This is a genomic window from Bacterioplanoides sp. (genome assembly GCF_965219715.1).
In the GTDB taxonomy this organism is placed as follows: domain Bacteria; phylum Pseudomonadota; class Gammaproteobacteria; order Pseudomonadales; family Oceanobacteraceae; genus Bacterioplanoides.
The window spans coordinates 1,370,575-1,396,653 of the sequence record NZ_OZ244785.1; the positions used below are offsets into that span (position 1 = coordinate 1,370,575).

General features: G+C 46.1%; 15 protein-coding genes. All 15 read right to left on the reverse strand.

The window, feature by feature from the left end:
* Nucleotides 1-24 precede the first annotated feature (24 nt).
* The 15 genes from ACOQOZ_RS06810 to ACOQOZ_RS06880 all read right to left on the reverse strand — a co-directional run bounded on the left by ACOQOZ_RS06810 (nt 25) and on the right by ACOQOZ_RS06880 (nt 25,994).
* Nucleotides 25-1,050 (reverse strand): FecR domain-containing protein, encoded by a 1,026-nt coding sequence (locus tag ACOQOZ_RS06810; RefSeq protein WP_420591521.1) that lies wholly within the window; start codon nt 1,048-1,050, stop codon nt 25-27.
* A gap of 3 nt (nt 1,051-1,053) precedes the next feature.
* Nucleotides 1,054-1,749, reverse strand: coding sequence for a response regulator transcription factor (locus ACOQOZ_RS06815; protein WP_420591522.1), 696 nt, complete (start codon nt 1,747-1,749; stop codon nt 1,054-1,056).
* Between the two features lie 9 nt (nt 1,750-1,758).
* The gene (locus ACOQOZ_RS06820) at nt 1,759-4,134 is read right to left on the reverse strand and encodes an OmpA family protein (protein ID WP_420591523.1); all 2,376 of its coding nucleotides are present in this window, start codon (nt 4,132-4,134) and stop codon (nt 1,759-1,761) included.
* 147 nt (nt 4,135-4,281) lie between these two features.
* Nucleotides 4,282-4,836 (reverse strand): PqiC family protein, encoded by a 555-nt coding sequence (locus tag ACOQOZ_RS06825; protein ID WP_420591524.1) that lies wholly within the window; start codon nt 4,834-4,836, stop codon nt 4,282-4,284.
* A gap of 9 nt (nt 4,837-4,845) precedes the next feature.
* Nucleotides 4,846-6,483, reverse strand: coding sequence for an intermembrane transport protein PqiB (pqiB, locus tag ACOQOZ_RS06830; protein WP_420591525.1), 1,638 nt, complete (start codon nt 6,481-6,483; stop codon nt 4,846-4,848).
* A complete protein-coding gene (locus ACOQOZ_RS06835; protein WP_420591526.1) occupies nt 6,470-6,964 on the reverse strand; it encodes a paraquat-inducible protein A in 495 nt (164 codons plus the stop codon). The genes pqiB and ACOQOZ_RS06835 overlap by 14 nt, the downstream gene beginning before the upstream one ends.
* Before the next feature lie 142 nt (nt 6,965-7,106).
* A complete protein-coding gene (locus ACOQOZ_RS06840) occupies nt 7,107-7,673 on the reverse strand; it encodes a paraquat-inducible protein A (RefSeq protein WP_420591527.1) in 567 nt (188 codons plus the stop codon).
* Nucleotides 7,674-7,935: 262 nt separating this feature from the next.
* Nucleotides 7,936-9,531 carry an isocitrate lyase gene (locus ACOQOZ_RS06845; RefSeq protein WP_255857048.1) on the reverse strand — a complete coding sequence of 532 codons (1,596 nt, stop codon included), beginning with the start codon at nt 9,529-9,531 and terminating at the stop codon, nt 7,936-7,938.
* 255 nt (nt 9,532-9,786) lie between these two features.
* Nucleotides 9,787-10,971, reverse strand: a complete 1,185-nt coding sequence (locus tag ACOQOZ_RS06850; RefSeq protein WP_420591528.1) for a hypothetical protein — start codon at nt 10,969-10,971, stop codon at nt 9,787-9,789.
* Nucleotides 10,972-10,981: 10 nt separating this feature from the next.
* Nucleotides 10,982-11,455 (reverse strand): hypothetical protein, encoded by a 474-nt coding sequence (locus ACOQOZ_RS06855; protein ID WP_420591529.1) that lies wholly within the window; start codon nt 11,453-11,455, stop codon nt 10,982-10,984.
* Nucleotides 11,456-11,466: 11 nt separating this feature from the next.
* On the reverse strand, nt 11,467-12,882 hold the full coding sequence (locus ACOQOZ_RS06860; protein WP_420591530.1) for a hypothetical protein: 1,416 nt from the start codon (nt 12,880-12,882) through the stop codon (nt 11,467-11,469).
* Nucleotides 12,882-21,941 (reverse strand): lectin-like protein, encoded by a 9,060-nt coding sequence (locus ACOQOZ_RS06865; RefSeq protein WP_420591531.1) that lies wholly within the window; start codon nt 21,939-21,941, stop codon nt 12,882-12,884. Before ACOQOZ_RS06865 ends, ACOQOZ_RS06860 begins: the two co-directional genes overlap by 1 nt.
* Nucleotides 21,942-21,950: 9 nt before the next feature.
* A complete protein-coding gene (locus ACOQOZ_RS06870) occupies nt 21,951-23,450 on the reverse strand; it encodes a DUF6160 family protein (protein ID WP_420591532.1) in 1,500 nt (499 codons plus the stop codon).
* Between the two features lies 1 nt (nt 23,451).
* The gene (locus tag ACOQOZ_RS06875) at nt 23,452-24,651 is read right to left on the reverse strand and encodes a DUF6160 family protein (protein ID WP_420591533.1); all 1,200 of its coding nucleotides are present in this window, start codon (nt 24,649-24,651) and stop codon (nt 23,452-23,454) included.
* A 290-nt stretch (nt 24,652-24,941) separates the two neighbouring features.
* Nucleotides 24,942-25,994, reverse strand: a complete 1,053-nt coding sequence (locus ACOQOZ_RS06880; RefSeq protein ID WP_420591534.1) for a DUF2333 family protein — start codon at nt 25,992-25,994, stop codon at nt 24,942-24,944.
* Nucleotides 25,995-26,079: the final 85 nt, after the last annotated feature.

Here is a 26,079-nt window from a genome sequence, read left to right on the forward strand (position 1 = left end):
CGCTCAGAGGCTCAGTTAATCGGGTTATTCACCACTGGAGATATGCAAGCGCCGCCCTTTCCCTTCAAAGCCCTGAGCATCAACCGCACTGATCATCAGCTCGTACTCGCCATCATCGGCAACGTCTACCTCGAACTCCGGCTCTTGTGTGGTCATCTCCCACAGCAGAATTCCGGCACGGCTCAGAGTGACACGATAAAAATCAGCGCCTTTTACGTCATACCAGACCACCCGGTGTGGCAGAGTCACTTCCTGTTCTTTGGTCAGATCCAGGCGTGGACGGGGTAACAAGGATACTGGTGCAGCAACCGCTTCGCCTTCTACGGCACGAACAGCTTCACCGGCAACCAGCATTTGCTCGCCCTGATCATTAGCAACCTGAAGACTGCCTTCCAGCAGTTCGGTGGTCATTGTTGCTTTGTTATCACCCTCGGCCGGAGTAAAACCAACCCGGAATTCCGTTCCTCGTACGGCCGCAACCGCTGCGGGTGTCGCGATATCAAATCGACTGCCAAGCCCTTTCAGTTTTTCAACATTCGCCCGAACCCGGCCTTTTAACAGGCGAATCTGAGTTTCAGCAATACCACCGCGCTGGTAATAGCGCAGCCCCTGCATACGAACCGCGCTGTTGGGCTTCAATAACAGTCGTGATTGATCAGCGAATTCGATCATCGCACTGCCGTTTTTCGCCGTAACAGTATCCATCTGATTCAACTTGTCACCCTTTGCCAGAGGCTTTTGCCCGCCTTCACCATCGCGACTGACAATCACCTCACCGCGCACAGAAATCACCAGCGCCTGAGCAACCGATGGCTTCAACCACTCTTTGGGGATATTAATTACGGAACCCGGCGGCAGATATTTAGGCGTTTTGATGTTGTTGTATTTAACCAGCTTGCGCCAACACTGACTGTCTGCAACATAGTTTTTACAGATGTCCCAAATCGTGTCGTCACGTTTTACTTCGTACTGCCAATCGCCACCGTCGGTTTCTGCCATTACAGCAGAAGCAAAGGCAATGCAACAAATCCAAACCAGCCTGAACAACATAATTTATCCCTGATCGATACGCTCTAAACGATAGCCATGCTGATAAATCGTTTTGATACGATAACCACTGGCTGGCGTAATACCTAATGCTTTACGAATACGACTGATATGAACATCCACCGTTCGGGTATTTAAATCGGTCGATACACCCCAAACCGCATCCAGCAAAAAGCCACGCGACATAATCCGACCGATGTTATCGAACAAACATGTGGCGAGTTCAAAGTCTTTATCGGTCATATCCACCATGGCGCCATCGCAATATGCTTCCCGAGACTTGAGATCAAAGCGGTAAGGGCCATGCTCAATTACGCGACCATCGCCTTGTTGTGGCCCCTGGATTCGGCGCAACAACGCACCCAGTCGCGCTTTTAATTCAATTTTCAACAGCGGCTTACGCATGTAGTCATCAGCACCCAGTTCGAGTGCTGTAACAACATCTTCTTCGCTGTCACGCATCGAGCAGAATAGTACGGGTAATTCCTGATGAAACTTTTCGCGAATCTGGCGCAGCGCTTCTGTTCCCGGCATATCGGGTAATTCCCAGTCGAGAACCGCAGCATCAAAGTTTCTGTCTTTAAGACGCTTTAATAAAGCCTGGGCATGGCTGAAGTGTTCGTATTCAAAACCGAACTCATCAAACCATCCAGTCACTGTACGTGCCTGGTCCATGTCATCTTCCAGATAGGCTATTAACACTGTTCACCCCTAGTTGCGTTCAGAAATCAGAATAAATTCTACCCGACGATTTAATGCTCGTCCTTGCGCTGTGGCATTGTCAGCCCGGGGGGTTGTCTCCCCCATACCACGCGCATCCAGCCTGGACGGCTCAATACCACTATCCAGCAGGTAACGGGCTACTTCATTGGCTCGTCGTTGAGATAATTGTCGATTATAACCGGCAGCCCCCTGGCTGTCGGTGTGAGCACGAATTTGCAGCCGTAATTTTTCAATCTTTTTCAACTGTTCAGCCAATATCGGCAACAATTGCTGCAAACGCGCTTTGCCACTTCCGGTCAGCTGCTCGCGGCCAGAGATAAAATCAACGCCATCAATCACACCCTGAAACGGCGCACAGCCCTGCTCATTAACCTGAAACTGCGGACTGTATGGCGGTGTATTGAGGCATAAATCCACATCGTCCAGTAAGCCGTCTTCGTCCGCATCAATCACCAGCGGTTTAATAATTGCGCGCCGTATTCCTGCAGATGTCGGCGGAAGATCATTTAACATCGCCAACGAATCACCCTGCGGAATCGCATAAACCAATTGCTGCTGAAGACCAAAGCGTTTAGACAAGCCTAACGACATCAGGGTTGCATCCGAGTCGAAGCTTTCCACTTCCAGACGGACGCTGTAGTTATGATCAAAATAAAGTTCAAGACCCGCAGCAAACGTCAGCTGCAGCGAGTTGTTCTGCTTTAGCCTCACACCACTGGCATTTGTCGACAGTGAGGCCAAACCGGCACGGCCGGTTAACGCCAAAGCACCGGGCAAGCGCTCACCACCTAATAGCCAATAGTTACCAATAATCGAACCACCAAAAACCTGGTAGCTTACTTCGCCCTCTGGCTTGAGCAAGGCCTTACCAAGGTCGGCGTAATACCCTTCAACAGACCAGTACTGATTCAGATCCCAACCGCCAGACAAGCGATAAGCCCAGTCGCCCTTGCGATCGAGAGAATACAAACTTGCCGATGTATCCGGCTCCAGCTGTGAGCGACCCAACGCAAAGTTGATGTATAAATCAGGCATCGCTGATTCACTAACAAAACCCGATACATCTGCCACATCAGTCACCGGCTCTTCCGCCTGAGCTCTGCCAGTAACAGCAATTAATGGGAATAAAACCAATAACCACCAGATCGCACCAACGCCATCAACGCCAGTACTCACTTCACCCGGGTCAGGTTTGGGTGGTGATGAATCGCTATCGAGATAATCAAAAGCGCCATCTTTATCGGTATCCGGACAAGCTGGCCACTGCGGACATTCAATCTTGTCAGCAACGCCATCCGAATCACTATCGCCACCCTGACTGTTAGCATTCAAACGTCCATCAAAATCCACCACGTCGGGAATGCCATCGTTATCCGTGTCTAAACGCGCTGCCGCATTAAACGGGTTATTGCGCTCATCACGGTCCAATAAACCATCATTGTCAGAATCACCATCGAGGTAATCTGCATCGCCATCACGATCGGTATCTGTCGCCATGGTCGCTGGATTATTGTCTTTATCGAGGTTCAGATCTTCACTGGCATCGGGAATGCCATCATCATCAGAGTCGAGATTATTATCGAGATAATCCGGTTTACCATCTTCTGGAGAATCACTGTCCGGGCAATCCGTCGGGAACTGCGGACATTCGGCTTTATCACTGATGCCGTCATTGTCACTATCGCCGCCCAGGCCTGAGTCATCATTGCGGTCATCCGCATCATAACGATCAGGAATTCCATCCATATCCTGATCATTGGCAGCGCTGCCCTCTACCTGATCACTACGACCGTCAGCATCGGAATCAATATCACGAAAATCTGGCTGACCATCACCATCGATATCAAATGGTTTCTCTACGGGCTGACTACCCACAATATGGTCCGCTTCTTCACTGTCCAGCACACCATCATTGTCAGAATCGGGGTCTCGGTAATCGAAAATACTGTCGCCATCAGAATTCAGGCAAGGCAGACGACCGCCACACTCAAGGCGATCATCAATACCGTCGTTGTCGGAATCACCAAAACCGTTAGCGGGAGTATCAAGATCAAGGTAGTCGGGGATGCCGTCCGCATCGGAGTCGCCACTTTCCAACTCATCAAAGGTGCCATCACCATCAGAATCGGAACCGGGATTCGGTTTTTGCATACAGCGCACGGAACCAATCGATACCGAACGAATTCCGTCACAGATACCGTCGCCATCAACATCCGGGTTGGAGTCGTCCTGATCCGGACCTGCCTGACAATAACTGCGATTGATATTATCGGCACATAAACCGTCGCGATCGACATCGGTTGCCAATGCGGAAAACGGTAAAACAAACAGACAAATCAGAAAAAAGAATAACGTCCTGCTCACACAAAAAATCCCCGGCGCCGTGAAACTCGGAAGTCCTAAGAGTTTCTACTGATGGCGCATATTATCATATCACCGAGCGAAGAATCCCATGCGACCTGACCTCTGATCCCCGTTAATAAGCCGAAGGTCGCATAAGTCTGGTTAAAATTAGTTTCCTGAATCAGCGTTCAGAATCTGCTGAACCATTTTTGCGAGTAATTTTCGCTGAACAACAATCGCCTGCTCATAGCCGGGTTGTTGTAATTGCTCGGATAAATAAAACCGCCGACGCTTGTCAGAGTCCAGTTCAAACATGCCTGACAACACCACTTTGCCAGCATTACTCACCGACATCTGATCAACAAATAACCGTACATTAACCGCGCCATCCTTTTTCCGGTCGCTCTGATGAAAACTGCGAATCTCACAGGCACACTGCTGATTAAGTTCGTAACCAACAACCTGTGCAATTCCCTGCGACAATGGCTGAGCCCAATAGTGGTAACTGGCGACCTGTAATTGATGATCTCCGGAGAACATCGTCAATGCTTGCTGATTAAGGTGATCAGGCAAAACCACAGCTTCGATAAAGTAACCCAGGCGTTGCTCAATTGCGGGTTTATACGGACCCATATCCGGACTGAGCAAATAATAATGGGTTGTAGGCGCTGGGCTGCTACAAGCCGCCAATAGCAGCGCCAAAGTAACAAGTATTAATTTCATAACGGCTCCTTAACGCGATGCACCAGGTTGCTCATCTTCAGCCTTGGGCTGACTGAACAATAAAGCACTTGGACGACTATTTAGCTCACGCAATAACGGTTGCACTTCATTCAGCACACTGTTCAGTTCGCTCATCACCTGACGGGCCTGGCGATAGTTGTCAGAACCCGGACTGATACCGCTCAATGTTTCATTCAACTGCTTAACAGCACTCAGCAATTGCTCCGGCATTTCCTGACTGCTTTCACTGTCGAGAAGCTCATTGGCTTTACCACCCAAGCGGTCCAACTGCTGTAACGTGCGATCGATTTGCGCCAGCGCTTTATTAGCCTGCAAAACAGTGTCTTCAATTGGCAACTGATTAAATTTATCCAGCAAATTCTTAAGCTGATCAGTGATCTGACCAAAGCCATCCTGAGACGTTGGCACAACCCGATAGCCAGAATAAAAATCCGGGAAATCCAGCAGCTTGTCATTGTGAAAATTCAGACTGACAAACTGACTTCCACTGATCAGATTGCCAGTCTCCAATCGAGCACTCATGCCTTCCTTCACCCAGGAGGAAAAATCTTTGCGGAATTTATCCAGAGCCTGCTGAGTATCACCGTAACCGACACGACCCGGCTCAAGGTGAATCAAAACCGGAATCATTTTATCCAGCCAGGATTTACCACTACGTTCAATACCTTCGACATTAACTTTTGCGACCGTACCAATACGTATCCCACGATATTCAACCGGAGCGCCGTGGCGTAAACCACGCACAGAATCTTCCAGCAGCACCAGATATTCAGCTACAAACCGATATTGACGATTAAATGCTGCTTTACGATTATCGTATAAACGGAATGAATGGCCTTCACTGACGGCTTTACCAACCGGTAAGTCCGGCGGCACCGCAAAAGTAACTCCACCACCCAATAACGTTTCCAGTGAACCGGCAGAAACATTAATACCTTCAGCAGTTGCATCCAGTTCAAAACCACCCACATTCCAGAACTGGGTATTTTCACTCAACAGAACATCGTATGGAGAATGAACAAAAATCCGGTATTCCGCTTGTTTTTTATTCGGATCAAAATTAACACTTTCAACCTGACCCACTTTAAAACCAAGATAAAGCACCGGATCCGCAACCGACAAAGAGTGCTTACCACTGCTGTATAACGTTAGTGCCAGCCCCGGCGTTCCTGGTGAGGTTAAAGGCACATCCTCCAAACCGATAAACTCGTCACCTCGAACAGAAGCATTGCCGGGATCAAGCTCAATATAGGCACCGGACAACAAAGTCCCCAACCCCGATATACCGCCATTACCAATCCTCGGACGTACAACCCAAAAGCGGGCATCACTGGTCAGTAATGACGCTGCCGATTTGTCGATTCTGGCGCGAACCGTAATACCTTTACTATCGAGATCCAAGGTCACCGACTCAACCAGACCAACATCCACACTGCGGGTTTTGATTCGTGTTTTACCGGCCTCCAAACCTTCTGCCGTAGCAAAAGAAATCGTGATCAGCGGCCCCTGACTGGAAACATGGTCGTACCACATCCAGATTCCTAAAAACAAAGCGACTAACGGCACCAGCCAGATTGGCGACCAGCCATTTTCTGGTTGTTGCTGAGCAACATTACTCGTATTCATTTTTGCTCTCCAGCACATCCCAGATCAACCTGGGATCAAAACTCATCGCCGCAAACATCGTAACGACCACAACACCGGCAAAGGCCAGCGCCGCAGGCCCTGGGGTAATTGTCATAATCCCGCCAAGTTGCACCAGTGCAACCAAAATAGCGACGACAAAAACATCAACCATAGACCAGCGACCGACTAATTCGGTCATGCGAAATAATACCGTACGCCGCTGAAGGCGATACCGGTGACCACGAGCCACCGTGATACACAGCCAACTCAACGCCAACAACTTCGCCAGCGGCACAATCACACTGGCAATAAAGATAATCAGCGCTATTGGGTAGTCACCGTGACTCCAGAACACAGCAACGCCCCCCATAATAGTGTTACTGCTGCTGCTTCCTAATAATGTCGTTGTCATAATCGGTAAAATATTGGCAGGGATATAGAGCAAAAAAGCAGTGATCACCAGTGCCGCTGTGTATTGCACAGAGTGCCGCTTTCTCAGATGCAAAGACTCACCACACCGCGGGCAACTGTGCACATCCGCAGTACTGAGCAATCCACAACAGTGGCAACTTGCCAGCCCCTGCCCGGCGGCACTCCCGGGAGAATATGGACTGCACGGCTGCTCAATCATGACAGTGCCCCTGATTAACCCAGCGCCACAATTGAACGCGGTCTACTTTCGAAAGCACATACGTCACAGCCAGGTTGAACAAAATATAGGCCCAGAAAGAAATACCCGGAATAACATCCGCCATGGCGGCTATTTTAATCAGACTTACCAGTACGCCAATCAGAAATACCTCAACCATCGACCAGTGAGTGATACGAAACAACCAACGTAAAATGAAAATATTAAAGCGGTTACGCCGCCGGAGATGCAGCGGTAACAATACCGAAATCAAGCCGCCAAGAAATAACAATGGCGCCAACAGAATAAAGACCAGGACCATGACAGCGAGACTCTCATAGCTCTGTTGCCACAACTCGAAAACACTCTGTAATAACGTAATTTCCTGATATTGCCCCTGGGCACTAAAAGCCATAAAAGGAAAGGCATTAGCGACGAGCAACAGGATTAATGCGGTAAAAGAGATCGCCAACAGAGTCTGACTATCACGACCAAAGCTGGCCAATACACAGCCACAGCGCGGACACAGTAATTTGCCGCTGACATCATTGGGTAATGTCACGAGCAAATCACATTCATGACAAGCTATTTGAGAGGTATCCGGCATCAACAATCAGAAAAAGGAATTTCAGCCAGTCTGCCGCAGAATTACCGACTGAACAAGCACACTCAGAACAACAAGCCCGATGAAATACTTATGAAAAACACAACAATCCATTTATGCGTCAGTAAACCGCGTTAAGGATCCACAAGCCTCTTTGCGACAGGCATAAAAAAAGGCGATCCGAAGATCGCCTTTTTCAGAAACTTATAACGAGTTCAAATTAAGAGAACTGGTTAGAAGTGTTCTTAGCGCCGCCCGCTTTCAGAGCGTTTTCACCAGCAAAGTATTCTTTGTGGTCGTCGCCCATGTCGGAACCAGCCATGTTTTGGTGCTTAACGCAAGCGATGCCTTGACGGATCTCTTTACGCTGAACGCCAGCAACATAACCCAGCATACCTTGCTCACCGAAGTACTCTTTAGCCAGGTTATCAACAGACAGTGCAGTTGTGTGATAAGTAGGCAGAGTGATCAGGTGGTGGAATACGTTCGCTTCGCGAGAGGTATCAGCCTGGAAGGTCTTAACACGCTCGTCAGCTGCAGCAGACAGCTCAGAGTTGTCGTATTCAGCAGACATCAGGTTGTTACGATCGTATGCAGAAACGTCTTTACCTTCAGCAGCCCACGCATCGTAAGTTTGCTGACGGAAGTTCAGAGTCCAGTTGAAAGATGGAGAGTTGTTGTAAACCAGCTTCGCATCTGGGTGTACTTTACGTACTTCGTCCATCATGCCTTTGATCTCGTGTACTGTAGGTACAGCAGTTTCGATCCACAGCAGGTCAGCACCAGCATTGATAGCTTCGATACAGTCGAATACACAACGCTCGTGGCCAGTACCTTGACGGAATTGGTACAGACCAGAAGGCAGACGCTTAGGACGAACCAGCTTACCGCCACGGTTGAATACAACATCGCCTTCAGCCATATCAGCAACGTCAACTTCTTCAACATCCAGGAAAGAGTTGTAAACGTCACCTTGGTCGCCTGGCTCTTTAACCACAGCGATTTCTTTAGTCAGGCCAGCGCCTTCAGAGTCAGTACGTGCAACGATCAGACCGTCATCAACGCCCAGCTCCAGGAAAGCGTAACGCAGAGCGCGCAGCTTGTTGTGGAAGTCAGCGTGAGGAACAGTAACTTTACCGTCCTGGTGACCACATTGCTTCTCGTCAGCAACCTGGTTTTCGATCTGCAGACAGCAAGCGCCCGCTTCGATCATTTGCTTAGCCATCAGGTAAGTCGCTTCAGCGTTACCGAAACCAGCATCGATGTCAGCAACGATAGGTACGATGTGAGTCTCGTAGTTATCGATCTGAGCTTGCAGTTCAGCTTCTTTAGCCGCATCGCCAGCTTCACGAGCAGCATCAACGGCACGGAACAGACCACCCAGTTCACGAGCGTCAGCTTGACGCAGGAAGGTGTACAGTTCGTTTACCAGACCAGCAACAGCAGTCTTCTCGTGCATAGATTGGTCAGGCAGAGGACCGAACTCAGAGCGCAGAGCAGCAACCATCCAACCAGACAGGTACAGGTAACGACGCTTAGTAGTACCGAAGTGCTTTTTGATAGAGATCAGCTTTTGCTGACCTACGAAACCGTGCCAGCAGCCCAGAGACTGAGTGTACAGAGACTTGTCTTTGTCGAACGCTGCCATGTCTTCACGCATGATTTTGGCAGTGTAACGAGCGATATCCAGACCAGTTTTGAATTGGTTCTGAGCACGCATACGTGCAGCAGATTCTGGGTTGATAGCGTCCCAAGGGTTACCAGCTGCTTCTTTCAGAGCTGCAACCGCTTTGATGTCGTCTTGATAAGCTGACATAAGGTCAATCCTTCAAAGTGAGTTAGCGAAGACACCACACCTAAAAAAACTTGGTGTGATAGTAACTGCCGAGAATACTAGTGAGTTCGACCTCATAATTGAAATCAATAGTATGTATACCTACTATTTCTCAAGTGAATAGACTTATAACCCTTGCGGATAATGCGTTCGACCAAGGTTTGAGGCAGTGCTCATACAAAAAAGCCACCTGATGACAACACCAGATGGCTTTATGATTAGCCGTTTAAGAACCGACTAAGGAGTGTAGGTTTCCGACCAGCTGGCTTGAGGAGCATCATAGTTCTGGATTTTTGCCCCTGCGGGAGCGGTATAGTAATCATTACCGTAAGAGTGCCCCGGATAATAATTGATTGGGTGACTGCCTTTCTGCGTTTCAGCCAATAATCTGGCGTCCCCCCCCATGTTAATCCAGAAACCTGGCATAGTTGTACCTGGAGAAACGCCTCCAATTTCACTCCAGTTAATCGCACGAGTTCCCAGCGAGAAGAAAAACGCTGAAGTATGTGCCAAATAGTTAGATTGAACGGGAAACAATTGAGCATGTGGCGACTGCCCTTGAAGGTCTGTTTCACTGCCGATCAAGAGCCCGGTTAAACCACTCGTGCTTTTCAAAAAGGTAGTATTCGCATCGATCCATCCGATAGTCCGTACACCACCTAACTGAGTTTCAAGCTTAATTGATCCTAAATTGCCACTGCCATTAATTTTTGCAACTGCAGTAATGTTTGGCCGGATAAAACCAGAGATAACGTCAATAGCATTTCCCTGATATCCAAAGCTATCTTCGGAACCAAGTCTAAAACCAACAAGCTTCCGAGTATCGCCAGTTTCATCAAATGCAAATTCCAGGTATGGGTTCTCCTGAACAAACGGCGTCATTTTACAATTATTACCGCTACCATCGCAGTTAACCTGCCCCATCGTCAGATGTCTGATTTTTACATCGACACCTCCATCAGGCTCAAACCCAGATGGAAAGATTCCCTTGTCTGAAAATTCTTTTTCACCAACATCATGTGTAAGCAAGGACGATAAATAGTTAGATGATGCCAGCCCTACAGAACCACATGGGTTAGCAGTACAGGCCCAGTTAATATTATCGTTATATGACTCTGGTACTATATCGTTGTAGCAGACTTTATCATTCCCATCACCACCTGAGCAGTTTGTTCCTGATGGCCGCCAGTAACGACCTAACGCTACCTCTTCTATATTAGCGTTAATTTCAACCCTTGCTCCAATGGTTAGTTTAACCATATTTAAATCAGAACCATTCGGTTGCTTTACAACTGGCTCTGTAATTTCGAATATTGCCTGACCATATGTTTCTGCTAGAAAACTATCATTTAAAGCCTGGAGTGCGCTGACCGAAACTGAAGTTAAAAACAAAGTAAGTACTGCTAATAAATTCTGATACATTATCGCCTCCTTAATTCAAATCTACGAAAGTTGACTTTTCAGCTGGAAAAACATTAATTTTAGTGGCACCCGGCATCTGAAGCACACCGTCAACCTCTACAGCCATTAGGAATCGATGGTTCGGAGACTTATCTCTTCCCGGGCCAACATATATGCCTTCTGTTTTCAATTCGTCGAAAATAATCTCCTCAGGCAAAGTCACAACCACTGCGCTTTTATTACGCTGAGGCCCAAGACCACTCTCAAGGTCTATATCAAGGCCTTTTAGCTCAATAGAACCTGTCAGCTGGTTTATTACAAGCCAGGTATCTTTATCCTTGAGATCAGCATCTGTATTGCTGTAGCTAATACGAGTATCACCACCAAACTCGACTTTAGAACTCAAGGTAATTCCAGTCTGCCCGGTGTGCTTTACCAATTCATCCTCATTCAAAGGCTGAAGCTCTGCCATTGACTGCAATACTGAAAACATCGACATAATCATTATTATATTTCTCATCGATTTAAGTCCTGAGTAGTAATAACTAAACGCTGTATTTCCAAGCCCCTCAGCTCAATTACATTTTCATTAGGGATATAAGGAATATGCTTCGACGAGTCAGTCTGGGCGTCGTTATAAATCTTAACCTGCTCGTTATAGATCACCGTTTTTGGCACAAAAGCTCTATGCTTTATGTTTTTGAGCCTGCCACCTTCGACGACAGAACCTGAACTATCGCGCAAAAAAATGTCCTCATAACCAGTGATTATCTCTTCATCATTTGGGTCACCAAAAGAAAGCTGACGAACAAAAATGTTACCGGATTTTGATTGAACAGCTTCACGAGGCAGTTGTTGAATTTCTATACGCAACTGAGTAGAAGCCTCTAACAGGCTACTGGTAACACGCTTACCATCACCATCAGTTCGCCAGTCTCCACGACTCTGCTGTTGATACTGCACGGTACTAATGGTGAGTGGTTGGTCAATGGTACCTAGAGGAAGATAGGCATCAACACCTTCGAGGGACAGTGAACTAGATGCTGATCCGGAAGGGTCAGCATTAATTGTTAATTTATCTGCATTGAGCCCTGTAGTCATGGCAATGGCAAGACCGTAATCAGGCCGGCCTACTTCGCTTTTTGCACTATGCGACCATATATAAGTTTCAGTTCCGTATAATCGAAATCCCTCAAGATCAATTCCGGCAAGAAATTGAGCATCACTACTAAGGTCACGATTATCATCATTAATAGAATCTAACCTTAAATGTAAATCGAATTTATCGGATGCCTTGTCCAGCTCACTTTCATGCTGACTGAGATAACTTTCATGATTACTCGCCAAACTAAAAAAGTTTCCAATAGATGATAAAGATTCATGCTGCGGCAAAGTACTGAAAAAATTCTGTGGCATCCCTTTATATTCGTACTCAGGATCATCAGTATTACCCAATTGATCATTGGCATATCGATAAAAGCTACGTTCTTTTTGACGTAAATTTGCTGCTGGAAAACCAGTATACAGTGCAGTATGAAATCTACGTTGTGGTGTAGAATCCACACTTCCATCACCATCAAAATCATGCAAGGAAGAATAACTCTCCCTTACATCTCGAATAAGACCAATAAAAAAAGGATCAAGGTAAGTACCGAATTGTCCGCCCGAGCCAGCATCACCCGGAGTCTCTCCTGATTTGTTTAAACGCAACTCGCTGATTCGAAGGTAATCTCCATTATATTTATCTTCATCAAGAAACAAATTAACCACAAAATCATCTGGTTGCCCCAAATCTCCGGAGTAAAGAACTACATCATCGAATGTTGCTCCTAACCCCTCACCAGTAACGCTAGAGAGCTGACTTTCATCAAGTGCCTCGAGCCCATATACCAGGGCCGGAGCAAGAGCTAATAAAGTTATTATTTTTATCATCAGTCATTACCCCAGGTAAAATTCCTGTCAGAGCCGTTACAGGGCCCGGTGCGAACATCAATTCGCCAATTTGCTAGGTTATTAATTTGGCACCAGAATTCTGGTGTGCCAGTCTTATCAATTTCTTCAATCCGGAAATCGGACCCTTGGGTTTCCAAAGTCCATTTATCATCCGAATCTTTACATGCATCTTCAGGATCACCACTCCCAAATACCGTGCGCTCAACACGACCTAAACCGCTAGCACAAGCATTATCGGCCTTATTGATAAGAAGATTATTTATTGGGTCGTAGGTCCACTTTTGCCCATCTACATTGCTACAGGTGTCAGACCAATATCTGTTCCCCTGCCATTGCACACAGTCCCATTGCTGGCTTGCGCCCTGAGAAATCAACCAACGCCAACGAGGCTTAGTAACAATTCTTGTATCGAAATATCTACTCGCTGTAGCAGCCGTAAAGCTAGATGTGCTCCCGTAATATACCTTCAGACGCAAAATAGTTGTTTTATCACTATCACGAGTGAATGGCAGCAACATATTAATGCTACCTGATTTAGCACTAGTCATTGTATTCATAGCAAACACCCCCTCTCGAACAGGAGCACCGCCTCCATTCGCCTGCAACAGAGCACCTTCGTAACCATTTGCCGCAATTTCAGAGTCGTTGTTCGGATTACCGTCATCCGAGTAACCATTGGGATTAACAAATACCCAGCTAAAATAGATATTCCCGAATGCACAATCTGGATTTACGTCAGCCACGGCAGGAAGATTCAAACTAAAACTTAGCTCTGAGCGTTTCGCCAGTTTTTTAGAGATAGCATAATATGTGTTCGCTGCTCCCGACACACTGATATCCTCGTCTCCAGTTTGAACCTGCACAAAACCAGGAGAATTAACACCAGATACTGCAGCACTATCATCTCCACCAACCTGAAAAATTCTATCAGTGCGATTTGATGTATGCGGACCATTAGCATTCAGAATACCTCCAAGACCTGCAATACGAGAAAGGCTATCGCTTTCATTTTCTGGACAACTCCCTGTCAAAGAACAAGGCTCTGCAATTTCAAGCTTCACATCATAAGTAGAGCTTAAGTCATACACTTTCTTAGTTTTAAGGTTCCAGGTTATTGAGGAGCTTCCATCCATAGAAAAAGAGTAGTTCGTCTCTTTACCAGAAAAATCACTTCCTGCCCCACCAAAGTCAAAGAAATCATTAATATCACAGGTACTAAGATTCTCTTTAGTGGAGCTAACTGAACGGTCAACCTTGAATTCAGTTTTCGGATTACCCAAGCGAGAAACTGTAATGGGTAACGTAGAACCTTCCTCTATATGATAAGTTTTATTCGTAATGAGATTTTTAGAGTCAATAGTAACAACTGCTGGAGTCGTTAAATCACGAACAGTCAGATTAAACTTATTCTTACGTTGTGCCGTTGGGCTTTGGTCATCTGGATTAAACTGCGAATCGTCTATCCTCTCAATTCCGACTCCTGCGAGCGTAAGCTCGTGGACTTTATTCAGAGCTTCCTGAACATTATCACTAACAACTGTAACTATCGCTAATTGTTCATCAGGTGAAGGAGCTGGCGTTGAAGAATCAATAGCAGGAAAAGCCGGCACTGCAATATTTGAGATATCTGAGCCACCGCCTGTAATCAGTAACTGTCCTTCAGGTGCTGTATTACCAGTTTTAGTACGTATCACCTTAATCCGGCACTCCAATGAGCCGATATCAGAAAAAATGCTTGACGGTAGACAATTCAACCCTGCACTTGGTGCTGCACAGCTCGGTGCTTGATTCGGCTCATAACAAAGTGCACTTTCACTGGCAAATGCAAACACACCCGGAGAATAGTCTTTAATAGTCAGGCTCGACGCAAAATCCCCGGTACGTAAAGGGCTATGACTAGGGTTCGTAGGTGCAACATTCGTAATTTCAATATCAATTACCCGGTCGGCTTCAGCAATCATATCAGGGTGATTATTCACCGTAATTGCAAAGCATTTATTAGCCTGATCGCCGTCAGCAAAAACAACATCTCCGGTTACACTTCCTAAAGGTGGATTCAATAAATTTGCACCGCTTGATAACCCATAATCATCACTCGGATTCACACCGCGGGTAGCGCTACCACTGATAGAAAAGCTCACAGTAACTTCTCCAACGGCACCGCTCTCACGAACAATACATATATTCCGCACTGCCTGGTCATTTTCCAGCACAACTGGATTCGCTAAACTCGTAAGAGAGAAGTTACCATTAGGGTTAGGCGTAAGATCCCGCAATGAAAGCAAATGCTTCGACGGAGAACCGATAGCACTATTAGTTGCCGATGAAATAACAACGTTTACCTTTTCACTACCTTCGGATAGGTTGTCATCTGCAGCATCAACTATTACTTCAAGAGTCTTAGCGGCTTTATCTTTGTCAGCCCAATTCAAAGTCACAGTGCCATTACTACCATTAGGAAGTGCGACATCTGCTTCTTGAGGCGAAATGGACACATTTCCTGCGTCAGCAGTACCAACCACAAGAGTCTGGGATAACGCAGAAAGCTGTATATCAGCGGTGAAAGCTCCGGCGTAACCGCGCCGACGCTCCACGGTAATCGTATGTCTATTTCCCGGCACACCTACAAATTCATCAAACACACTACCACTGCTTTGAAATGCTACCTCACCAGCCGGAGGAGCAGGCAACAAAGCACTTAGTTCAGAAGCATTCAATACCCGATCATAGATCTGAATATCATCTGCAAAACCGACAAAGCTTTCAGCCGCGCCAGGCACCTTACCCACCCAGAAGTCACCGTTATTATCAACTACAGTCTCATTCTGAGAAGTCTGGTAGTTATAGGTAACAAAAGGAGTCGTTAAATCATCAAGATAGACATCAAAACCATTGCTACGCTTCATGTAAACAATATTGATCCATTGCTGCAGCGGAATTTGACTAACAGAATCAGAACCACTATTAAGGCTAACACTGGTACTATTTCTCGCATGGAGCAATTCCGAATTGTTCAGCAAGAAAAGGCCGGGCTGACGTTCATTACCTGCATTACCCTTTTGGAAAATACCACGCCAGGCTGAGTTGCCATCAGCATCATGAGCCTCTTCCACACTGATTCGCATAGCTATCGTGTATTCATCAGCAGGTATATCCAATCCATTAATACCATCGGTGTCTTTACCTGCTATACGCATGGCGCTGTTGGCAGACAACCTGAGAGCATCATTTTCTACTGGCGGTAACGGGTAAGCCTGTGAATTAAAGGCGTCATAGCCATTGCCAGAAGTGTCTTTATTTCTTTGGGATTGATCATTGAAATCGTAAGAAGCTAACAATGGTGCTTTAACAGTAACAGTGACCCGCGCCTCACTACTTTTAGCGACTGCACTATCGCCAGGCTCAGTATCTGTAGTGAAGATCCGGAATACTAAGGTAGCGTCTTGCTTAAACAAGCGCGGAGTGCTGTACGTTGCTTCCAACACCCCCTCACCAGCACTTACATTTCCGGTCAATGTTGCTGCAGATAATGGAAAGTCTGCAGCAGATTTATTTGCAAAATCACTTTCTGCAACAAGAAGCTCCCAGCCTACTTTTGATGCTTCAATTAGCTTTTCCTCATCATCTGTAAGCTCAGCACGGAGCACAATACCACTCTGGAGCTCGCTAACAGTACGATCAGCTACAACTTTAATTTCTATCGGGAAGTTTGTTTGTGGTCCATTGATTTGCCAGTCGCCTTCTCCGGTTCGGTCCTGGGTATTAATCCAAGACTGTTCCAGACCTGCCAACTCCAGCGCAAGCTTTAACTTAGCATCATCAACACCATTACTTGGCGCGGCAAATGACCATTCCGCGCCGAACTCAACCTGGCATGCCTCAAAGCCAGCAGACCAACGCTGGTTCGTCGTTGGAGCGACTGAAGCAATTTTCCATTCATAACCATTCGTACATGAAAAACCGCGCGACTTCGCAGGCGATGTATATTTGCATCGATCTGCGTACCAAGTCCCCTTACCCGCAACTACTCTATCGTAGTAGCCACAATCCCTTTCTTCGTCCAGTAATGAATCTACTCCCCAATGGCTGTATGAAATTTCTGTGCGCCATGCGTTTTCAATCTCCTGGTCGCTGTAGTTAATCCATATCGGATCAGCGCCACGAGACTTATTCGCCAAAAGAGTTTGCTCAGACACGGCCAGAGTATTCCCATAACCAACCGGCGCCATAAACTCGCTACCTGGGAACTCTTTTGCGCAAACGGCAAACCCTCTGGACCACACACCTTTGGTCGTTGAGATATGCCATTCAATATTATTCGAATTAGCACGATCTACAAACCGACATGCATAAGCGTGTTCTTCTGTAGAGCATTTTCGAGCCTGCCATTCATCATTTGGAAGTATTACTGCACAATCTTTATTACCAATATTAGATGGCTCATTTGCTCCCCACCATGCTGAACGCAGGCGATTCACGATCCATTGCGACTCCACGGCTGTGTCAGAAGCATTCACCCATATTCTACTTCCATCTACTTGCTCATCTAACAAAGCAGTTAACTCATCAGGTGTACGAGGGGCAGCAAAAAGAGAGTTATTATTTGCACAAACCTCGAAACCATCCTTCCACTCGCCAGGAGAGCTGATGACACTCCAGCTCGCATCGGTCAAATTCAAACAACCATAAGAGATATTTTCCTCTGAACATCTGACATCTATCCATGTCGCTTTTGTGTCAGAAGTTTTTAAAACAGCAGCGCAATCTGAACCACTTAAATTGTCGAAGTCGGTTTTTTGCCAGTTCCCCAAAGGCAAACGATTTGCAAACCAACGATTATTTTTAGATGCAACAGATCGAACATAATAATAATTTATCCAGGTATTACGACTCTGAACTTCGGCTAGTCGGATAGCAGCATCCAGCGCTAATTCCTCTGCTGCCGTTACTGGCGCAGAGAAATAAAACTCAGAACCATGTTGTTGCTTACAAAGCTGGGTACCACGCTCGTATGACCAAAAGTCTTCTCCAAGCTTAGGGACGAGCTGGAGTGATCCATTCTGTAGAACTCCTTTACCTGTAGCAATCGACCAGGATGAGCCATTAAAGCAGGCATAGTGAGCGGCACTGTCTACACAGCTTACTACCTGCCAGGGGTTGTTCGTACCAACGGGAGTAGATCCCTTCAGAATACAATCGTTAACAGGCTCAACACCTGGCGCATAAGTCGAACCCGGCCAGTTAACAAACGGCAAATTGTATCTAAACGCACTTTTAACATCGGTGTATTCTACACGCGCAAGATTCAGCCAAACTTGCGATATGGATTGCTTCGATTCTTTCTGGGCCAGAAGGCGAGCAAAATCTAACTGGATTGCATCGTTACGAGAAAGGGGAGCGGCAAAAATAAAGTTTCCGCCAAATTCATTAAAACAAGCCTTGTGACCTTCAGAAAACTGTGATGTACCACCCTTTAAAGCAGTAACTCTCCAGCCACGACCATCAGTACAAGCCCAAGACCTTGTATCAGTCGTAGCGCAATCAGCTGAGGCCCAGGTACCATCGGCTTTCTGAAAAGCACAATTATCAGCAGAGGGCTGACCTGAGTCCCAATTGGCATAATCTTCATCATTGCCGCTGGTTTGACCAATACTTGCAGCATTTAATACCCAACGCCCTTCTTTTATCACGTCTGTTGCGTTCAACCACACTCTTGATTGACCAGATAAGGCTATGACATTTCTTGCTGCCAGGTTTTCGTTGTAGTTAGATGGCGCTGCGAATTTCCAAGTATCTGCTGGAGCAAGGGCAGCACAGGCAGATACTCCCGTAGCAAAATCACTTAGGTTACTGGCACGGCCACTAGTAACCTGCCACTGCCCTGAGCTATTTTTACATAAATATTCGAAGGAGCCGCTTTCACAAGCTGCATCAGCCCAGTTATCAGCAGACATAGTGGCACAAGTTTCGCTCCCATTACCGTTAGGCTCCCCGGAACTCCATGCAGGAACGGTCAACTGCCTTACATTCCAAAGCCAATTAGTTGTCGTACTTTGACGATAACCATTAATCCAAAAATCGCCACCCCGGCCTTCTTGTTGCGCGGAGAATAACAAGGAATCAATTTGTGAACGGGTCTTCGGTGCGGCAAACAAATATCCGTCACCTAATTTATCGCACTCCCTTTGGCCATCACCAAAATCATCAAGAGTGATAGGGGCTTGAGTAAAGTACCACCGTCCTCCTGTAGAGCAGGCAACAGGCAAAGAAGTAGCACAGCCCTGTGAAGACCAGAAAGTAGAAGAAGCAGCTACTTTGACACATAAATCTGCAGGGTCTGACGCAGGCTCACCTTCATTCCAGTTATTCAGGCCAGAATTAATCACCCAAGCACCTTCCTGTACCTGGTCATTTGCATTAATCCATACTGAAGATATTCCAGCCGACGACACCTTCACTCGCAAAGCATCATTTTCTGAACGTGAAACCGGTGAATAATACTTAAATTGGCTTCCTATTTTCTCACAAGCTTTATTAGCTTCCTCAATTTGGTCCCCAGCAATGCCGGAATCATTTGCGGAACTTGTTAACTCCCATTTGCCACTAACTCCCGCATAAGGGTTAAAGCAAGCAAACCGCCTGTTTGAAGCACTACAGCTCACATCATCCCAGGCTCCACTGGATAAAAGCTGAGCACAGTCTTGACTCCCACCAGAGTTATTTGGCTCGCCTGTGTTCCAGAAAGGTCCTATAACATCAACACCCTTGTTGAATTTCCAGGCGTTCTCATACTTCAAACTCTGTACATTAATCCAAACAGCAGCATGTGAATTTTTCTTTGCAATCGCATGAAGGCGTAAATTCTCAACATATGACATAGGGGCAGCAAAACGAAAATTGCCGGCAACACCGTTCTTTTCTAGAGCTGCACAAACGTTGTTAGCAGAAGATAAATTTTCATTGCTATCCCCATCACTGGAATTCACTTCAACGGTTGTATCAGAAATACGCCATTCAAAACCATCATAGCAAGCTACAGGGAGTTTATTGGTGCAAGGGTAATCATCCCACATTCCTTCACCAACCCCAGAGCTGACCAACAATTGCGTACAACGTCCACTATTATCGGGCTGATTAGGCGCCCAATACACAGCAGAGCGAGAATTAAGGAAAGATATTTTTTCAATTAAAGCATTGTTATCAGGATATTCTGAATTAGTAGAGAAGTTACTACCAGTTTCATAGTCAACGAGACTTGTTGGGTTCTTAGGATTACGATTGTCAAATAAGTCATACCATACTGGTTGCCCTAAATCGCCTCCGGTTGAATTCCTTCGGCCATCAGAATTGATAGTCCAACCCTTTATATCAGTCAGCACACGTCCGTTGACCCAAGAAGCATCTACGCCACCAGCAGCAGCCAATAAAGCTCTCACACGCTCACGGCTACCCTCACTGTCTGGAGCTGAGAGTACGTGCTCTGCAGTTAAACCTGGTACGCGAGCGCAAGCGTATTGCGCAGAGTTATTGTATTGATGAGAAGTTGCTGAACTGAGCCCCCACGTTTTGCCATCAAAGCAAATCAGACGCTTGGTTTCATCACAGTTTGCCGTACGCCATTTGCCATTACTCTTTAAAGCTTCAATACACTGCTTATCAGCGTCAAACTGAGGCTGCCCTGAGTCCCAGTTAGCAGTACCGGAATTAACTTGCCAGATACCTTCGTATTTTCGATCTTCTGCGTTTATCCAGACCCAAGTGTCAGGCTCAGCATTGCTGACACCACTTGCTTTTGTTGTGTTCAACCTTAGCTGAGTTAATTTATCACGATCTGAATTCGTGACAGGTGCAAAAAATTCAAACGATGGGTTAGCTCCATATTGAGCACCAGATCCATTTTCGTAGAAATCTCGCTGACAAAAGGTTCTCAGCTGAGACACTGAACCATTTTCAATCGCTTGAGAAGTAATGTACCACTCTTCAGAAACGCTATCCTTGCAAGCAACCTGATATCTATTAGTACAACTGTAATCATGAAGACTATTATTCACTCCACCATCTGATCGCATAACTGCACAATCTTGATCACCAGAGTTGTTGGGTTGCCCTGACACCCATAACAAGCGGTTAGAATTTATTTGACCGTAATCATACTCCCAAATATTTTCATTTTGCTTGTCCTGAACGTTAATCCATACACTTGCGACTCCCGCATTACTTGCAAGAGTTCTTATCTGGGCTGAAGATTCGAAATCATTTGGAGCTGAGAAATTATATCCAGAGGGGCATGAGGCAACTGCAGATGCAAAGGAGTTACGATCATTATCGCTGCCAAAGTTAACTGAGCCAGAACTGAGTACCCAGTCATCTCCATTGGTACAGGCAACTCTTTTTGATTGACTACACCCAGTATCATCCCAACGCCCGTTGGATGAATAGAGCTGAACACAATCACCTGAGTTGTTAGGCTCTCCTGAATTCCAAGCTGAGTAAGTTTCTACATTGTTAAACTCATTTCCACCAGCAACCCTAATCGTGCCATTGGTTACGAAATTACCTTCACTTATGCGGTCAGACAAATTAATCCAAACATCAGAAGCCCCTCTAGCCTGCGCTAAAGATGCTACACGGTCAATTTCCAATTGGTTTCTTGGCACCGCAAATTGATATCCAGCAGGGCATGCACGATCACTATCTCCTATTTCTTCACCGGGATCGGACCCCCCCGTTCTGTGCGTTCCAGGTGTTACAAACCAATCAACACCGTTAAAACAAGCAACGTGCCTGGGACTTCCATTGCCGGTTACCGGTAGGTCTGAGCAAGTCACATCGTCAAACTTTTTTGACGCCACTACCAAGACAGCACAGTTGGCATCATACAAACCCCAACCATCATTATTTGGCTCACCAGAGGCCCAAAAAGCATCATAATTATTCAGGTCATACCAAACTCTTTGACCATCTGAGTTTTGAGCAGCATAGGTGCTTAATGATAAAAAAAGTAGAAGCGTGCAACTTATAATTTTATTTTTATTCATAGTTTTATTCTATTGTATTGGCTCTACGCGCAAATAACTTCCTGGCTGTACAGTAAAGCTATCAATTACCACTCGGCCTGATTGGCCCTTATAGTTCTGATTATTACCAAATTTAATTGAATTCAAATTAGCACTCATTTCCAGATCAACGACGCTAATATGCAGCCCCTTTTCAGTAATATCGATATGTGACTCCGAAGAAAAGTCATTAACAACAACGCTTGCCGTTAATTCGGGATCAGGGCCGGGACCTTCACTCTGGGGTAACGGATCATCTTTGACGCTGATATTAAATTGAGCACCATCGGAGAGCTGGACATCAGTACGCACACCTTGCGATCCGGCACCTGGGAGTGCCCATACAGAAGCAGTAAGCGAGCCTTGCAAAGATAAATTTCGAATACCAAAAGAACCCAGACTTTTTCCGGCATTACTTCCATCCGCATCACTAAATGTAATCGCATCAACGACTAATGATAAATCGTCGATATTTGATAACGAGGCAGCAATACCATTACCGTACAATCCAGCGCCACCAACAATTTCAAATGAATAATCGACTTCACGGACCGCATTTGACGAATCCCTACCGGTCGAAAGAGAAACATTTTCGAGGTTTACACGCTTACCGTTAGTTCGATAGAAAGCAGTACCAATAGATATATCTGAAGCGAATTTTCCTTTTAATCCCTCTGCGTCAGGATTTGCGCCAAGAGTAAAGTAACCTGTATTAACAGAAATATTACCAAACCCCACATCACCAAAGGTTGCACCTCCGAATAATACCGAACCATCATCAGGGTTTAAAAATCTGAGATTGTTTAGCTCTAGAGTTCCGACTGTTTTTCCAAACTCTAAACGTAATTCACCATCAACGGCAGACACGAAAAACTCGGTATCAAATGGTGAAGAAATTCCATTCGAATCCAACCCAGGTTTAAACTCAATATCGCTGGCCAAAGCCAATCCGTCTTCTATGTAGCTAAACTCGATATCACTCCCATCTGTCATGAAGGTTCGCAATCGAATTTTAACGTCCTTAGAACTAGGAACAACAGCTGTTTCGACAAAACTACCAGGAGCAAAGCGCCACTTATTCAGGCCTACAGTTCCAATCGAACGAGAACCAAATCTAATATCATCAACATTGAGGCTGATAGCAGGTAAATCCGTAGTCTTTAGGCTTAATTCACCGGTATCTAAAACATCAATGGTTGTTTTAAACCCAGCCGGACCAATGATATTTCCAGCATTATCGAGTTCAACAACCTGAAGTTTAAGACCATGCAAACTAACTGTTTCGTCTCCAAGCCCATCCTCATCAAGCTCAGTAAACACAACCGATCCCGCAGTTAGTACCGTCCCGTCTGCTGCAGAGGTATTTGTTTCAATCGTAATTCCAGCCTGTCCCGAGACATTAGCCAAATATTGATCATCGATCGCCTGAAGAGCCAGTGAGGCAGGAGCAAATAGCAATACACCCGAAACCGCTAATAGGCTTATTTTCATATTAGTGGCCCTCAACCTGCAAATAGGTATTATTCGTTAGGTGAACCTTCGCATCGATTGTCCCTATACTTGGCGCAGCAACACCAGCGGCTGCTCTATCAGCCCGCTGAAACTTAATATCGCTCACCTCCAAATGCGCCCGAATGCCATCAGAACTTGTGGCTGAATCGAAATCGAGAACCAATCCACGCTGCTGATCAACGTTCAAACGCATACCCGTTATAGATACATCATCCAATAGCGTAAACTTCGCAGAGCCTTCATAAATTTCGCTACTTGGACTCCCCGATAGATAGTTATCGTCGACAGCGCCAGCAATGTAGACATAGTCCAAGGAAGTCCGACCGGTATCACTGGAGTCAATGCTTTGCGCACTTAGAGTAAGGTCTACCTCCAGACCAATATTGCCATCTTCTTCGGCGTTTTTAAGTAATACCCTTCCGCCTTTTAAGTTGATATTTCGATAGGCAACACTATTAAGAACTTCATCACCAATAGTCGCGTTATAAACATTAATGCTGCCATTAGTAATTGTGGGCAGACCAATATCCAGACCATCTTTATCAAGATCCAGAGTTAACCCTGTCATTTTTAAACCGCCAGAAGATGAATCAAAGGGATTACCAAAATCGACAGTACTTTTTAATCGTGTTCCGTCATCATCGTAGTAAGTATCAAAAGACATAGAGTTAGGAATATCCATGTCAAATGTCATGCCGTTACCCTCACGCCCACCAGCATAAAGATCAACACTGAAGACCTGATCATCTGCCGGATTAGCATTGAGGTTATTTTTAATCTGAAAGTTATTCTGGCCAAATCCACCTAAAGACTTACCGTTAACTGCAATCGAGCCAACTTCAATATCGATAGGCAAGTCTCTGTTTTCAAAAAACAGTCCATTGCGACCATTTTTCTCATCAATACGCAATTCAACAACCAGAGGGCGGTTAGTAGGAGTAGAAACGCGAACAGGGGATAAGCTGACAACACCGACCTGACCATTACCACCATAGGCATAGCCATCGTCATCGTAGTAACTGACTGATTTTATCGAGTTATCGAACTCAGACGTCAACCGAATACCCTGCGCCTGACCTGTAACGGCAGACATCGTGGCTTCGTCAAGAGCTTCCAGTGCATACAGCGAACTGAACTGAGTGAGAATCCCAGCCAGTGCGAGATAGCATTTTGCAGCCATCTTCCTACTCCCCTGTTCTTATAATTGTTATGCGAACGGATTATTGGTGATACGGTCGTGCAAGTTACCAGATATGGCCAGTGAGTACTATAGAAAAGCTGTACTAATGTTCCGATTTGACCGGATCTTTACTGACTTTTTCCTTTATAAATCAAAGAACTAAATCCTTACTAAACGTAATGTAAATTTTAACTTTCGATTGTAAAAACCGGCCAACAATCAGATACAAAAAAAGCGCTCTGTTGAGAGCGCTCTTTTTAAGCATCAAATACGACTGAAAGTCAGGTATTTTACCCCTGAGACAGCAGCTCGCGTAAATCGAGAATAGCGGCATTCGCACGGGAGATATAAGAAGCCATAACCAGAGAGTGGTTAGCAAACAGGCCAAAACCATTACCATTCAGAATTACCGGCGCCCAGATTTCCTCCTGAGTGGATTCCAGTTCGCGGATAATCTGACGCAGGCTGACCAGTGCGTTCTTCTTCTGCAGCACATCGCGGAAGTCCACTTCGATAGCCCTGAGGATATGCACCAACGCCCAGGCAGTGCCGCGCGCTTCATAGAACACATCATCAATCTCAGCCAATGGCGTTTTCACTTCCTGATCGTAATCTGCCGGAGTCGACTGAGTCGCAGCACTATCACCAGCCAGATCAGTATTCAGGCGGCGCTTACCAACCGACGCGCTTAAACGCTGGGATAAGCTACCCAGGCGAGTTTCTACATCAAACAACCACTGACGCAGGTTATCAGCACGGGCATAAAATTGTGCTGTCGGCTCATTCGGATCCGATAAACGCACCAGATAGTTACCCAGCGCTCTTAAGCCACGCTCGTACTCGGCTTCAGTGGAAGGCACCGCCCAGCTATTGTTGTCAAAGTGAAGTTGCGGCTCGGCAATTGCCAAGTCTTTATCTTCGGTCGACTGACTCTGGGAACGACTGAAGTCTTTACGCAGCGCACGCGAGAAATCACGCACCTGAACCAGAACGCCGTATTCCCAGTTCGGAATATTATCCAACCACAAACCAGGAGGGAAAATATCATTGGTCAGATAGCCGCCACGCTTGTTCAGCAAGGTATCAGTTACCTTCATTAACGTAGCTGTTGTTGTGAAACCGGTTACGGTTTCCACACCCATCGCTTCGGCCTGAACCGCTGCGTTATCTTTTACAGCAAATGTTTCCGGCTCTTCACTCCAGAAAAAACCCAGAACCAGCGCAGCCAATAAATAAAGAATGATGACAACCATCAGGCCGCCGCGAGCAAATCCGCCATCAGCCCACCAGTCCTGCGCTCTTTCTTTGATATCCAGCATGCGATCTTGCAACTGACCACCCATTATCCTGTTTCCTTTAACTTCTGTTTGCTTGTGGTTGAGGGTGCCAAGCGTACTCGTCCAGAGCACAAGGAACAAGAACTGATAT